At 31.7% G+C, this 14,313-nt stretch carries 12 protein-coding genes and 1 tRNA gene; 7 read left to right on the top strand and 6 right to left on the bottom strand.

Annotated elements, in window-relative coordinates; all coding sequences use genetic code 11:
• The first annotated feature begins 442 nt into the window (after positions 1–442).
• The 4 genes from ACLU24_RS07115 to ACLU24_RS07130 all read left to right on the top strand — a co-directional run bounded on the left by ACLU24_RS07115 (position 443) and on the right by ACLU24_RS07130 (position 3,915).
• A complete protein-coding gene (locus tag ACLU24_RS07115; RefSeq protein ID WP_412611421.1) occupies positions 443–646 on the top strand; it encodes a hypothetical protein in 204 nt (67 codons plus the stop codon).
• Between the two features lie 32 nt (positions 647–678).
• Positions 679–1,224: a Uma2 family endonuclease gene (locus ACLU24_RS07120; RefSeq protein ID WP_412611423.1), complete on the top strand. Its 546-nt coding sequence runs from the start codon at positions 679–681 to the stop codon at positions 1,222–1,224.
• 39 nt (positions 1,225–1,263) lie between these two features.
• On the top strand, positions 1,264–1,827 hold the full coding sequence (locus ACLU24_RS07125; protein ID WP_412611424.1) for a hypothetical protein: 564 nt from the start codon (positions 1,264–1,266) through the stop codon (positions 1,825–1,827).
• 1,452 nt (positions 1,828–3,279) lie between these two features.
• Positions 3,280–3,915 (top strand): recombinase family protein, encoded by a 636-nt coding sequence (locus ACLU24_RS07130; RefSeq protein WP_412611425.1) that lies wholly within the window; start codon positions 3,280–3,282, stop codon positions 3,913–3,915.
• Positions 3,916–4,548: 633 nt separating this feature from the next.
• Here the strand turns inward: ACLU24_RS07130 and ACLU24_RS07135 are convergent.
• From ACLU24_RS07135 to ACLU24_RS07145, 3 genes are all read right to left on the bottom strand, one after another.
• Positions 4,549–5,952, bottom strand: coding sequence for a spore germination protein (locus ACLU24_RS07135; protein ID WP_412611427.1), 1,404 nt, complete (start codon positions 5,950–5,952; stop codon positions 4,549–4,551).
• Positions 5,953–6,087: 135 nt separating this feature from the next.
• Complete coding sequence (locus tag ACLU24_RS07140; RefSeq protein ID WP_412611429.1) at positions 6,088–6,510, bottom strand: CBS domain-containing protein; 423 nt, start codon at positions 6,508–6,510, stop codon at positions 6,088–6,090.
• Between the two features lie 880 nt (positions 6,511–7,390).
• Positions 7,391–7,467 (bottom strand) — tRNA-Pro (locus ACLU24_RS07145).
• 200 nt (positions 7,468–7,667) lie between these two features.
• Here ACLU24_RS07145 and ACLU24_RS07150 point away from each other — a divergent pair.
• The gene (locus ACLU24_RS07150; RefSeq protein WP_412611430.1) at positions 7,668–8,210 is read left to right on the top strand and encodes a stage V sporulation T C-terminal domain-containing protein; all 543 of its coding nucleotides are present in this window, start codon (positions 7,668–7,670) and stop codon (positions 8,208–8,210) included.
• Between the two features lie 296 nt (positions 8,211–8,506).
• On the opposite strand, the gene ACLU24_RS07155 is transcribed toward ACLU24_RS07150, so the two are convergent.
• Positions 8,507–9,028 (bottom strand): spore maturation protein, encoded by a 522-nt coding sequence (locus ACLU24_RS07155; RefSeq protein WP_412611432.1) that lies wholly within the window; start codon positions 9,026–9,028, stop codon positions 8,507–8,509.
• Positions 9,012–9,638 (bottom strand): nucleoside recognition domain-containing protein, encoded by a 627-nt coding sequence (locus ACLU24_RS07160; RefSeq protein WP_412611433.1) that lies wholly within the window; start codon positions 9,636–9,638, stop codon positions 9,012–9,014. Before ACLU24_RS07160 ends, ACLU24_RS07155 begins: the two co-directional genes overlap by 17 nt.
• 176 nt (positions 9,639–9,814) lie before the next feature.
• Between ACLU24_RS07160 and ACLU24_RS07165 the strand changes: the two genes are divergently transcribed.
• The gene (locus ACLU24_RS07165) at positions 9,815–10,078 is read left to right on the top strand and encodes an AbrB/MazE/SpoVT family DNA-binding domain-containing protein (protein ID WP_412611435.1); all 264 of its coding nucleotides are present in this window, start codon (positions 9,815–9,817) and stop codon (positions 10,076–10,078) included.
• Between the two features lie 75 nt (positions 10,079–10,153).
• Positions 10,154–11,935, top strand: a complete 1,782-nt coding sequence (locus ACLU24_RS07170) for a bifunctional homocysteine S-methyltransferase/methylenetetrahydrofolate reductase (RefSeq protein ID WP_412611436.1) — start codon at positions 10,154–10,156, stop codon at positions 11,933–11,935.
• A 513-nt stretch (positions 11,936–12,448) separates the two neighbouring features.
• Here ACLU24_RS07170 and ACLU24_RS07175 read toward each other — a convergent pair.
• Entirely contained in the window at positions 12,449–14,089 is a 1,641-nt protein-coding gene (locus ACLU24_RS07175; protein WP_412611437.1) for an alanine/glycine:cation symporter family protein, read from the bottom strand.
• Positions 14,090–14,313: the final 224 nt, after the last annotated feature.

Consider the following 14,313-nt stretch of genomic DNA (forward strand, 5'->3'; position numbering starts at 1 on the left):
AAGCCAATTTCAAAGAAAAGTAGAGCAAAAAAATAAAAGCTATAACTTGAAAGTTATAGCCCTTGAGTTAAGATATTAAGTTTTTCGTCACTCATTTTTGAGTAGGTTAGATTAAATATCTCTAACGAATATACGATTAACTATTATACATTCTCTTTAAAATTTCATCATCTTCTATCTTATCAAGTAACATCATTATCCACTTTTTGTATTCCATTATGTTCACTTCCTTTCAATTTCTGAAAAAAGTTAGGTAATAGCTTGCGTTGGTTTTCTTAACTGTCTATATTATACTACACTGTTTAATTGTATGCAATGAGCATATTATACAATGTTTAAGTACATATCTTGTACATATTTACACTTGTTAAGTGTACAGATTTATGATAAAATAATAGTAAAATAGGATAGGTATTTCTAAAAATAAAAAGGTGGTTATAATATGCCAAATAACAGTAAAGCACGCATTGAAGCAAATAACAGATATAACGCAAAGGCTTATGACCGTATAAATATAGCTATTAAAAAAGGCTCTAAAGCAAAAATTCAAGCCCACGCTGAAAGCAAAGGTGAAAGTTTAAACGGTTTTATCAAGAGAGCCATAAAAGAAACTATAAGCCGAGATAAGGAAATGATGGGAAAGTAAGAAATAAAATAAATGAAAGTGAGGCAAACAGTATGCAGGCAAAGGATATTAAATACACAATAAAAGATTTTTATGCACTTCCCGAAGGAACTCGTGCAGAACTGATTGAAGGTGTTATTTACGATATGGCACCGTCACCACTTAGAATACATCAAAAAATATCAATGGAATTGTCAGCTACAATATTCAACTATATCAAAAAGAACAAGGGTAAATGCGAAGTATATACCGCTCCTTTTGATGTAAAGCTATCTGAAAATACCGTTGTTATTCCTGATATATCCGTAATATGTGATTCAAGTAAACTAACCGATAAGGGCTGTTCAGGTGCTCCTGATTGGATAATTGAAATTGTTTCAAGTAATGCTATACACGATTATTTAGTAAAATTAAATCTCTATCAATCTTATGGTGTAAAAGAATATTGGATAGTAGATCCTAAAAAGCAAAGTGTAACCGTTTACCACTTTGATGAAGATTTTGATATGGAAAAGTATGATTTTACCGAAATAATTCCTGTTTGGATTTATAAAGATAAAGCTACACCACTTGAAATAAATATATCTGAGTTACTTTAAAAGCAATAAACATATTGACAAATGAATGAGGTGTTAATTATGTTAGATTTTTTACTTGGACTTGTTATAGGAAGAAGTAATCCTAATCAATGTTTTACCGATAAAAAATATAATAAATATCTGGAAAATCAAAGACGAATTAAAGAGGAAGCTTTTAGACAGCGTGAAGAAAAAGAGCGAAAAGAAAGGGAGGAAGCTCTTAAAAGAACTTGTAAAGTACCTTCTTTTTATCGTGATGAAAATATATATACAATTATTGACTCATTAGCTTTTAATCCTAATCTTGTATATACATTAAAAAATTCTATAAAAAAGGGTTATGGATATATGTTTTTTATTGAGGTTGGAGAAAGTGATGAAAGTGGGCGTTATTTACGCAATGAAAAGAGGGTTTTTGAAAGTCGTTCACTTGATAAAACTGTGGAAAAATTCACTGAATTATGTAATAGTAATGAACATTATTTTAAAGTTAAAATAAGTTTTGAATTAAAGTATAAAGGAATAAAAACAAGCACTTGGGTTATAGTTTGGAATGAAAAAGATAGGAAAGTTGTATTAAATTATACACCAACTTTGCTTTATGCTTTAAACACTGACGAATAATTGAAGGAGGAAATGAAAATGATGGCTGTAGTTGATAATAATAAGATAAGTAAATAGAGATTTAGCAATATAGCTTGTAGACCAAATATCAAATAATAAATTTTATAAAGGTCTTTCAGATTTTATAAATAATTTATCAGTGGGAGCGGAATTATACCGCTCTCATTTTTTGTTTATAGACATTCAATTTCTACTCAAGCTTCACCTTTTAATCCCCAATTCAAACTCATCAACTTTTTCCCATATATATAAGTAAATGAATATACTTTCCTCACAAATTTATGCACGCTTTTAATACCCTATTTCGTGCATAGACTATATTCCTTAAATATATAAAATAAGATTATATAAATATTATAACGGTTTGAAAATGAAAAATTGAGATTGGAGGGTGAAATTGAGGGGTAAAATAAGAAGATTTTTAACGAATAAATAGAGCTGATTTAGATTGAAATTTAAGTATTTAATTTAAATTGAATATCTGGTATTTATTTAAATTCTCTTACTAAGAAGATTAACTATTCCTAAAAAGAATAAACTCTTTATAGAGATTAAACCCTTTCTTGAGGATTGATATTATCTTTGGTTAGATTCTTTTCTGTGGTTAGATTAAATTCTTAATTAGGTCTGTTATTCTTGAGTGATTATTTATGCTTATTTAGGTTTCTGATTAGATAATATTTAAAATCGTTTCTTTTCTAAAAAACCCTATGCTACGCTATATATTTTTTGATTGTAGCACTTAGGTAGTATAACTATACTGTTTAGGTTTAAATCGTTTAAAAATGCTTAGATAGCTTAGTAATAAATATAAAATTCATATTTTATTTTTTATAATAAGAATTAAGATATATTATTACCGCTCTCAAAGATTTAATAGTGTTTCAAGATAAGAGAGATTAGATATACTTGTTAAGCTATGAGAGCGGTATTAAGTTAGTATATTTAAGCATTGCAAAGAGGGTGACAGTATAGTTTGTACCATCATTTAATAGCTTTATAGTATAAGCTTAGCTAATATTGATTAGATTGGGTAATTACTTGTTACTGCATAAGAAAATTAAAGATGAGGTACGCCAAGCGTCTATCATAATAATTTAAAACTAAATTCTAAATTAAGATTGAGATAGATATATTGAATATTGAGTGTCCTCCAGGTGGATTTCCAATGACAATTAAAACTCGATAACAAATTGTTATTGATATAAGATATTTTGATTTACTATTCAAAAGTACGAAATTCGTTCTTTTGAAATTTAAATTATCATTTTAAAAGCTGAAATTATTATAAGTGTTTATAAAAGTATACTTTATTAAATATCAAAAAAGAGGTGTATTTTATGTTTATAAAACTTTATGTGCTAATATTTATAAATGTTTGTAAATCTCATTAACTTATACAAACACTCTTGATATAATTATTTCAAATGAATTTTAGGAGTGTTATTTGTTATGAGTAAAATTGTAGGTTATGCAAGAGTATCAACTAAAGAGCAAAGTCTTGCAAGGCAAATTCAAGCTTTAAGTGAATATGTTTCGGAAGATATGATTATCGTAGATAAGGCGAGTGGTAAAGATTTTAACCGAGATGGCTACAAATCATTAAAATGTGGAATTGGTAAACTTATAAAAGGCGATACATTATATGTAACTTCACTTGATAGATTAGGGAGAAATAAAGAACAGTTAAAAGAGGAATTAAGATATTTTCAATCAATAGGTGTAAAGGTAAAAATATTAGATATACCAAGTACATTAAATAATGTAGAAGGTAATGAGTGGATTTTTGATATGGTTAATAATATCATCATTGAAGTTCTCACATCAATAGCTGAAGATGAGCGAAAACGCATTAAAAAAAGACAATCTGAAGGGATTGCTTCAATGAAAATTATTGACGGAAAAAGAGTAGGCAAAAAAGGAAATGCAATAGGCAGACCACCTAAAACATTTCCTGAAAATTGGGTAGAAATATATAACCAATGGAAGAGTAAGAAAATCACTGCAACTTATGCAATGGAAATATTAAATTTAAAAAGAAATACATTTTATAATCTGGTTAAAAAATATGAAAACAAGTTGCAATAACTATAAGGTATGGCTTTATGCTGTACCTTTTTTACATATAAGAACATATTACCACATATTTACATTTTAAAGATAGATGTTGCTTAATAGTGTAATATTAAGTGGTTAATCTACACATCACACTTTAAATCTTTTAGCTCTAAAAAATTATTATATTTTTAAGATAAAATCACTATTAAAGGCTTTCTTAAACTTTGGTGTCAAATAGGTGTCAAAATTAAAATTCTTAGAACTCAAAGTGTTTATAAATAGCTTGGTTATGCGGTTTTTATGAATTCAAGTTGTTGAAAAGGTAGTTTTTTCTAAAAAGCAACCCCTAATTTTATAACTTATTAAATCCCTTTAAACGCTGATAAATACTGTACTTATATTTTTTAATATACTAATCTGTTAGTATAAATTTTTATATTTTTTAGATTTTAACATAAATTCGGTGTAGAATAAAAAACACACTTATATTGGATTAATATGACGGAATTAGTTTATCAATTTTCCCTAAAATAATTAAAAGCTTCAGTAACGACCTCCACTGTCAATAGTTGTAATTAGTTCAACTAAGGAAACAGCATTGCCTCACTCACTATGAGCGAGACATACTTAGTGGCTTTGCGTTTTGACTGCATAGAATAGCTGCTATTTTTTTGTTCTACCATTGGCTGCAGCTCTTGTTCTTACTACCTTTCTATAAAACTCCTTTCTGTTAAATGGTATCAATGGATATAAATAGCTTTTCCCAGAAATAGTCTTAGTACATACCATTATGACAAATGTAAGAACTATTCCTGCAATAAAACCGTATATTCCGAGAATCTCCGTTAAAACAAGTATCATTATTCGCATAAACTTTACTGCATAGCCTAATTCGTAGCTTGGCTGCGAATAGTTAGCAATAGCTACAAAAGCCATATAAAGCATAGCTTCGCTGATAAACCAACCCGATTGTACAGCAAAATCACTTAGAACTATTGCACCAATTATACTTAAAGGTGTTGAAAGCATATTTGGTGTATTTATTGCTGCAAGCCTTAAACCATCTATTGCAAGTTCAAGCATCATAAGTTGCCAAAATACCGGAATATTTACAGGGTCTGATGGAACTATAAAAGCAAATACCGATGGAATATAGCTTGGATATTTTAGAGCAAGCAGCCATATAGGCGTTATAAAAAGAGAGGCAATAGTCACGATATAGCGAGAAAGTCTTATATAAGTTCCTGTGAGCGGTGGAAAATAATAGTCGTCCGCCTCCTCTAAAATATCAAAAATAGAAGTTGGAATAATCAGAGCAGATGGAGCATTGTCAATTAGTATAGCTATATTGCCATCAAGTACAGCTGATGCAGTTACATCAGGACGCTCTGTATTTTTTACTTTAGGGAAAGGCGAATACCATTTGTGTCTGTAAACAGCTTCCGAAAGACTTTGTATAGTCATTGTTAATGCTTCAACAGAAGCATTTTCAATTTTTCGTGTGATTTCTGCAAGAAGTTTTTTATCAACTTTATTATTCATATAGCAAATAACAATATCTGTTTTTGTTTCACTTCCTGCGGAAAGATATTTCATACGTAGATTTCTGTCTCTTATTCTTCGGCGTACAAGTGCTGTATTTGCCACTAAAGTTTCTACAAATCCGTCACGAGAACCACGCAATACTTTATCTTTCTCTGGTTCGGAAGAATCCCTTTGTGGATATAAGCGTACATCGAGCATAATAGCTCCGTCCAAACCATCAATAGCAAGAGCCATAATTCCGGAAAGAATACCAGTATAAATTCTATCCAAATCTGTTTCAGCGGACACCTCAACATAAGGTACACTTTTTTTGCAAAAAGTTTTTAAATCAGAAAGCTGACTTTCGTCATTTATAGAATAGAAAAATTCCATAATTTTTTCCATTACTTCATCTTTAATGAGTCCATCAACAAAAAACAGACAAGAATCCCTATTGCAAATAATAATTTTTCTTTCTATAATATCAAAACTTTCTTTTGCAAAAATTCCATTGCTGATTTTATCTATAATATTCTTGCTCAAAGTATAACGCCCCTTTGTTCGCAGATATATTGTTATTATCTGCAAAAAAGGGGGCGTATATTCATTAACTTGGAATATCAAAATTACACAAATAGAATTTTTATATTTAGATTAGTTTTTTCAAAACCATAATTTTTAGTTTTCTGAGATTTTCTTTTCTTTATCATAAAAATATTTTATAATATCTTTTCTTGTAATAATACCTATAAACATCCCCCTATCATCAACTACAGGTACAAAATTTTGTTCCATAACCATATTAAGAAGGTTATCCATAGTTTCGCTTACCCTTACAGCCTTATCACGCTTATTTCTGATAATATCTTTTATATGATATTCCTCTAATGATTTGAGATTTTGTTCTTGAGTTTTTTTCAGAATAATATACCAAAGAAAATCACCCTCGCTTACTGTGCCTATATATTTACCATCACGAGTTATAACAGGAATTGCTGTGTAACCGTGGGCATGCATTTTCTCAAGCCCTTGTCTGATAGAGTAATCGTCATAAAGATAGGCAACAGTTGCTTTATGCTTAAGAAAGAATAAGATATTCATATATAATCTCCTTATTATGCAAAATACATACAATTTAAATTTAAAGTTTATAGTTTAGTCATTCATAAATATTTAAATTGGATATAATTTCATTTAATTCTTTATAGTAATAAAAATTTGGTTGATATTTATATCTTCAAGTTTATAATAAGAAGATTCTATTATATAATTTAGTTTAATAAACATAATTCTTATCATTTAACTATATATAGTTGTTATCATATAATGAAGTTATAAAAATTACAAAATGATAATCATTATCAATGAAGTAATTTTCAAGATATGCTAAGTTATATATTTCAGAAATGCAGTTTCTTTTAGTAAATCAAATAAATTATTATTAATACTCATTAAATTTCAGATATTTTAATTTTAGTGTTGAATTAATAATTTTATCAGGAAACAGTTTGATATAAGTAGAAAAATTAAAAATATTGTTATTAATTTCATTATATATGTCTGATTCTTTTATTGTTTGAGTGAATATTAAAAATTGTTTATATTTCCTATAATTATAACTTACTCTTTATAAAATAATATCCAAGTACAAAAATATTGTGTTTATAACAAATGCCTTTGTATAAAACATTTGTTATTTACGAACTAAACTATTTTATTATCATAATATCATATTAAATTATATAAAGCAATACATTTTGAATAAAAAGTATAAATTTGTCATTTTAACTAAGTTTTTATTGTTTATTTTTAAGAATAAGTTTATATAAGTTTTGTTAAAAGCCATTTAAGTAAAATAATATCTACACATACAATGGAGAAAAATGATATAAAATTTTCCCTTACTCTATTAAACATAAAATTGCTCTTGAATAAAAAAACACATTGTATGCTTTTATTCAAGAGCAAAAAATTTCATAATTGGTCCGAGTGACTGGAGTCGAACCAGCGGCCTCTTGAACCCCATTCAAGCGCGCTACCAAACTGCGCCACACCCGGAAATATCACAGCGATTATTATATCATAGCAAAAAGTGTTTTGCAAGCCATTTTTTAAAATATGTTAATAAAATAACAAACCTCCAAAAACAATGCTTTTTTGTTAATAAATGTGAATAGCAAAAAAACTATGGTGAATAATAACTAATAAGTTCACAAAACTTACTAAAATAAATATAAAATTACTCGGAGGTTAAGTATATGAAAGCAACAGGAATTGTGCGAAGAATAGATGACCTTGGGCGTGTAGTTATACCTAAGGAAATTAGACGAACTTTAAGAATAAGAGAGGGCGACCCACTTGAAATCTATACAGATACTAATGGGGAAGTTATTTTTAAGAAATATTCGCCCGTAGGAGAGCTTTCTGATTTTGCAGCACAGTATGCAGAGGTTATATCTAAGGTTGTGAACAGACCTGTGATAATAAGCGATAGAGACCATATTATTGCAGCAGCAGGAGTTTCTAAAAAAGAGTATTTAGAAAGAAGAATCTCATCTGTAATAGAGGAACTCATGGAGATGAGAAAAAACTATTTTTCTAAAGAAGGCGGCGTGGGTGAACTTTTGCCGATAGAGGGTATCGAGAAAGCGGCTTTAGTAATGTATCCGATTATTTCAGCAGGTGATGTAACAGGTTCTGTTGTTATGCTTCAAGGGGAATCAAATCAAGTTCCAAATGAAACAGAAATTAAACTTACACAGACAGCGGCAGCTTTTTTAGGTAAACAGATGGAAGAATAAAGCGAAATTCATTACTGATATTGCATATTTTATAAAAGTTTTTAAAAAAATCAAGAAAAAGTATTGAAAAAAATAAAAATATGTGCTATATTATAGTTAGTCCAAAGATAAAAGGACTTCCTAAAATAAAAAGATTCCATATTTTTGTTTTTCATTATCCCTCCCTTTTTGCATCTAGCGAGATCATTTGATCTCGCTTTTTGCTTTTTATAATAATTTTAAAAGATTTAACAAATTGAGTCTATAGAAACTATATAATTAAACCGTACAGTTCTCAAAGATAGATTCTTTTGTGGTTACTTTATCAATATTCTTATTACCAAAGGAGCTAATACCATACCTGCAAAATCTGACATTAACGCCGCCGGTATAGTATATCCTGTTTTTTGTATGCCAATCGAACCATAATAAACTGCTATTGCATAAAATGTAGTTTCTGTTGAACCTGCTATAACAGATGCTGTTCTTCCAATAAAGCTATCAGGAGAAAAATTCTTGAATAAATCATTTAACAGGGCAAATGAACCACTTCCAGACACAGGTCTCATAAGTGCAAGTGGTAAAATCTCGCTTGGAAATCCTAATGCACTGGTAATTGGCGACAACAAATCTGTCAATATTTCAAAAAAGCCTGATGCCCTTAACATAGACACTGCTGTTATCAAACCTATTAATGAGGGTGCTATCGAAAACATAGAAACTATCCCCTCTTTTGCACCGTCTGTAAATGCTTCAAAAAGTGGCACTTTTCTACAAAGTCCAAAAATGACTATTAAAGCTATGGAAATAGGAACTACAAAATTACCTATTATTTCCATTTCTACCACCTCTATTCGAGCGTAATCTCCGTCTTTCGACAGGAGCTTCAAAGCATTTTGCTGTTATTATTCCTACAAAAAGCGACAAAAAAGAAACTATCCATACAGCGACTATAATGTCAAAAGGCTGTTTTGAACCGGCAGATGCTCGCATAGCGGCGATTGTTGTCGGAATTAGTTGAATCGACGCGGTATTTAATACGACAAACATAACCATACTTCTATTTGCAACTTCGGGCGTTTTGTTTTCCTTTTGCATCTCTTTCATTGCGGCAATTCCAAAGGGTGTTGCAGCATTTCCAAGTCCAAGAAGATTTGCTGCCATATTCGCACAAATTGCCTTTAATGCTGGGCTTTTGGGTTTATAATCCGGAAAAAGAATACGCAAAACAGGCGAAAATATTCTTGCAAGAATAGCTGTTATTCCACCTTTATCGGCAATTTTCATAAGCCCTGACCAAAGCGCCATTACTCCCAAAAGTGAGAGTGTGAGTTCAACAGCCTGAGCAGCTCCATTCAGGGCAGCCGAGGAAAGCTCCTCCATTTTGCCAGTATATATAGAACATATAAGGCTTATTATCAACATAGCACCCCATATATAGCCAAGCACAAAACCTCAACCTCATTTCGGATTTTATTACTATTTTTATGCTTCGACAATGTGAATTTATGAAATAAATTTATCGACAATCTATTGACAAAATTGGAAAAAAATAGTAGAATTAAGTAAAGTTTGGAAATAATCGTCTGAATATTGACTAAATCCACGCAAAGGAAGTTATGATTATGAAAAATTCAGGTTATGTAAGACAAGTTGATTCACTCGGCCGTCTTGTTCTGCCTATTGATTTGAGAAAAGCCCTCGGTGTTCAATCGGGTGACTCCGTAGAAATTTTTCTCGATGGCGACAACAAAAGAGTTATTCTGCAAAAATACAATCTGCCAATTCCTACTTGTATTTTTTGCGGTTCTCAAAAAGATGTTATCAGCTTTAAAAATCAGAATGTCTGCAAGGCTTGTATGGACGAAATTACTGCCAATAAAAATTAAAAATTTCTGAAATACACCTAACAAAATTTGCAAACATATTCTTGCGGTTTTGTTATAGCGAAAGGTCTGAAAAATATGAAACTATCTGAATTACTTGCAGATAATAAAACCGTACTCTGTGACGGTGCTTTTGCAACATTCTATTCTAAACTTACCGGCAATTCTGAAAAACGCTGTGAGCTTGAAAACATCAATAATCCCGATGTCGTTAAGCGTATACACACAGAATATGTTAACGCAGGTGCTAAAATTATACGCACAAATACTTTTTCCGCAAATACTGCTATTCTTAATATCAGCCAAGATGAGCTTATTAAGGTTATCAAACAAGGATATATGCTTGCAAAGGAATGTGCGAGTGAAAACGCTGTTGTTTGTGCTGATATAAGTGCAATTTATACCAATGATGACCATGATAAAAATCCTGACGCTGAATATCGTGCTATCATTGATGCATTTATTGAATGTGGTGCGGATTCGTTTATACTTGAAACTCTTCCAAGTATAGATGTCGTTGCCTACCCTATCGAATATATTAAATCTAAAAAGCCCGATGCTGATATTTATTTATCTTTTGCAGTTATGCCAGACGGTTTTACTCGTTCGGGTGTTTCACTTAATTCAATACTTGACGGCATAGCAAAATATAAGGATAAATTATGCGTAGTCGGCTTGAACTGTGGTTGTGGTCCGACTCAAATTCAGCGTCACGCAGTAATCTTAAATGATTTTGTGAAAAGCAATACAAAACTTTATACCGCTGTTTTACCAAACAGTGGCTATCCATATCTTGAAAGAAGGCGTATTGCCTTTTCGCCGAATACTAAGCATTTTGTTAATGAAATTGCAAGGCTTATTCCAAACGGAATAAATATTCTTGGCGGTTGCTGCGGTACTGAGCCTAAACACATCAAGCTTCTTTCTGAAAAACTTAACGGAAACATCGGCTTTAAAAAAATTGAAATTAAAGAAAACAAAAAATCTTCTCCCGCACCATTCTCATCTCGAATTGCAAACAGTGATTTTGTAATTGCGGCAGAGCTTGACCCTCCATATGGTACAGATTTAAGTAAACTTATAAATGGTGCAAATCTCCTTAGAGAGGCCGGAGCGGATATTGTTACTATCTCTGATTCTCCACTCGGACAGGTAAAAATGGAACCTGTTCTCTGTTCTGCGAGAATACATCGTGAATGTGGAATTGATACTCTGCCACATATCTGTTGTCGTGATAGAAATATCAATGCTTTGCGTTCAGTTCTACTTGGAGCACATAGCGAAGGAATTCGTGCTGTTCTTGCAGTTACAGGTGACCATATCGCCGAAAGTGACCGAGGAGTTGTAAAACCTGTTTTCAATATAAGCTCTACGCAGTTTATGACAATAATCTCTGAAATGAATAAGGAAGTTTTTGCAGATTCACCTATACTTATCGGTGGAGCATTTAATCCTGATTTGAAATATGCAAAGAGCCAACTTAAACGCCTTGAAAAGAAAATGGAATGTGGTGCAACATTTTTCCTAACACAACCTGTATATTCTGCTGAAAATATTGATGTCATTGAGGAGGCTCGTTCTCTTGGGGCAAAAATGCTTGTTGGAATTATGCCACTTGTAAGTTATCGAAATGCTTCATTCTTGAATAACGAAGTTCCAGGAATAAACATTCCACAGGATATTATTGAGAGATTTTCTCCGACTATGACAAGAGATGAAGGTTCTGCGGTGGGAACGGAAATTGCAATTGAGCTTGCAAAAACATATATGCCACACGCAGATGGTTTCTACTTTATGACACCATTCAATCGTGCCGAAATAGTCTGCGATGTCATAAAAGCTTTACCATTAAAAAATTAAGATTTTTACAAACTAAAATCCGTCACAGCGAATAATAAGCTGTGACGGATTTATTTTTAAGCTAATAACCTTACCCAAAACACTCAAAAGTTTTGGAAAAAGATTATGGATTCCAAAGAAAGAACCTTTGGTAGGTTTTAAGAGCAAAGTTCTTATATTTTCTTTTTCTCTAAAAAGAGACGGACTTCGTTCATATTTTTAAATTCTTTTGTTTGCAACATTAGTCAAAAAGGGCGGACAAAGTCCGCCCTTAGAAAGCAAAGAATGTTAAGGACGTTGCCTTGCCCTTAAAACCTATGAGGGACTCCGTCCCTCAATCCTGCGAGCCTTTTTAAAGGCTCGAGCGAAACTTTTAGCTGTCTCATGGAAATCTGTCAGCTCATCGACCGCAGCAATAAACTCCTCTAATCAACTGAGAGCGAGGCAAAACCAAGCGATTACACGTCTTGACTGCGAAGGCACTCCGCCTCGAATAAAACCTTTTAAGAGTGTCTTATATAAGTCCGCAAAGCTCTATTTATTTTGTAATTCTGCCTCTGTAACATGCTTTAATATCTCTTCTTGTTCCTTCTGTATCTCCGGGTCATTAGAGAGCATTGGCTTTATATCCTTATGTTTAAAAACTCTATCTTTGTAATTTTTAGTAATTCTATATACAACCGGTGAAAGTACAAGAACTCCTATGAGGTTAGGTATCATCATCATTCCATTAAATGTATCAGATATATCCCAAGCAAGTGATGACGTCATAACTGCACCGAAGATAATTATAAGAACAAAAAATATCTTATATGCAAAAGTTGATTTTACTCCGAAAAGAAATTCCCATGCCTTTGTACCATAATGCGACCAACCAAGAACGGTCGTAAATGCAAAAAGAAAAATTGCAATCGCAATAAACATACTTCCGATATTTATACCGCCTATTGAGAAAACGCTATCAAATGCTTTTGCAACAAGTGTGGCATCACCAGATGCTCCCTCTGCGAGCTTACCTGTATTAAGGTCGATTACTCCAGATGTTAAAATTACAAGTGCTGTCATCGTACATACGATAATTGTATCAACAAAAACCTCAAATATTCCCCAAAAACCTTGTCTTGCAGGTTCTTGAACATTAGAATTTGAATTAACCATAACAGATGAGCCAAGACCTGCTTCGTTTGAGAAAACACCACGCTTAAATCCAAGTGTGATAACCTGAGAAATAGTCAAACCGACAGCTCCACCCCACGCTGCATTAGGACTAAATGCAGATTCAAATATGGCAACAAAAGCATTTCCTATATGTGAGTAATTAACTCCTATAACTATAAGTGAAGCAACTATGAAGAAACAAACCATAAATGGAACTACTTTTTCAGCAAAAACTGCAATACGCTTAATTCCACCTATAACAATCAAACCTGCAATAATCATTATAAACAAACCTATAATAATTTTATATAGGTCAGTACCTAAAATACTTATATTTGAGAGAGCTTCAATCTTAAACGCACCCTCAAGATTGGCGACTATCTTATTGACCTGCCCCATATTTCCTATTCCAAATGAAGCTAAAATTGTGAATATTGCAAAAAGTATAGCAAGAACTTTTCCTAAGGTTTTACAATTTTTTTTAGCACCAAGTCCGTCACGAAGATAATACATTGCTCCGCCAGACCATTCACCGTCGGCATTTTTCTTTCTATAGTAAATTCCAAGTACATTTTCAGAATAACTGGTCATCATACCTACGATTGCTGCTATCCACATCCAAAATACTGCGCCAGGACCACCAGAAACTATTGCCGATGCAACACCTGCAATATTACCTACTCCTACAGTTGCCGCAAGAGCTGTGCATAGTGCCTGAAACTGTGTGATTGAAGACTTATCATGATGAGAGTGTCCTTTTACGCTCTTATGAAACATCTTTCCAATGGTCATTTTCATCCAATGCTTTAAATGTGTAACCTGAAAAAATTTATTAACAAAGGTCATTATAATACCTGTTCCTAAAAGCAAATAAAGCCCTATCTTCATCCAAACAAAATCATTAATTACATTATTAATTTCTGAAACATTATCAAAAAAATTTTTTTCTTGGCTACAACCGCCTAATGTAATTAAAAGCAGGCTCACTACTGTCAATAAACCGATTTTCTTTTTCATAGTTCTCTCCCTATCTTAAATTTATGAAAAGCCTGTCATAAATTTTAAAAATACAATAAAATTCTAACATAAATCAGCAGAAAAAACAATATTTCTAAAAAAAGAACTCCCCGATTATTCAGATTAAATCTGATAATCGAGGAGTATTTTAACTTGTCTTTAAGTTATTTTTAAATTATTTTACAGTAACATTAAATGTTTTTGTAAGACTCTTACCTGTTGAA

Source organism: Pseudoruminococcus sp. (genome assembly GCF_047012705.1).
Lineage (GTDB): Bacteria > Bacillota > Clostridia > Oscillospirales > Acutalibacteraceae > Pseudoruminococcus.

What these genes read in the sequence shown, in the direction of transcription:
- ACLU24_RS07115 (WP_412611421.1), top strand. Translation starts at nt 443, where the DNA reads ATGCCAAATAACAGTAAAGCACGCATTGAAGCAAATAACAGATATAAC.
- ACLU24_RS07120 (WP_412611423.1), top strand. Translation starts at nt 679, where the DNA reads ATGCAGGCAAAGGATATTAAATACACAATAAAAGATTTTTATGCACTT.
- ACLU24_RS07125 (WP_412611424.1), top strand. Translation starts at nt 1,264, where the DNA reads ATGTTAGATTTTTTACTTGGACTTGTTATAGGAAGAAGTAATCCTAAT.
- ACLU24_RS07130 (WP_412611425.1), top strand. Translation starts at nt 3,280, where the DNA reads ATGAGTAAAATTGTAGGTTATGCAAGAGTATCAACTAAAGAGCAAAGT.
- ACLU24_RS07140 (WP_412611429.1), bottom strand. Translation starts at nt 6,510, where the DNA reads ATGAATATCTTATTCTTTCTTAAGCATAAAGCAACTGTTGCCTATCTT.
- ACLU24_RS07150 (WP_412611430.1), top strand. Translation starts at nt 7,668, where the DNA reads ATGAAAGCAACAGGAATTGTGCGAAGAATAGATGACCTTGGGCGTGTA.
- ACLU24_RS07155 (WP_412611432.1), bottom strand. Translation starts at nt 9,028, where the DNA reads ATGGAAATAATAGGTAATTTTGTAGTTCCTATTTCCATAGCTTTAATA.
- ACLU24_RS07165 (WP_412611435.1), top strand. Translation starts at nt 9,815, where the DNA reads ATGAAAAATTCAGGTTATGTAAGACAAGTTGATTCACTCGGCCGTCTT.
- ACLU24_RS07170 (WP_412611436.1), top strand. Translation starts at nt 10,154, where the DNA reads ATGAAACTATCTGAATTACTTGCAGATAATAAAACCGTACTCTGTGAC.
- ACLU24_RS07175 (WP_412611437.1), bottom strand. Translation starts at nt 14,089, where the DNA reads ATGAAAAAGAAAATCGGTTTATTGACAGTAGTGAGCCTGCTTTTAATT.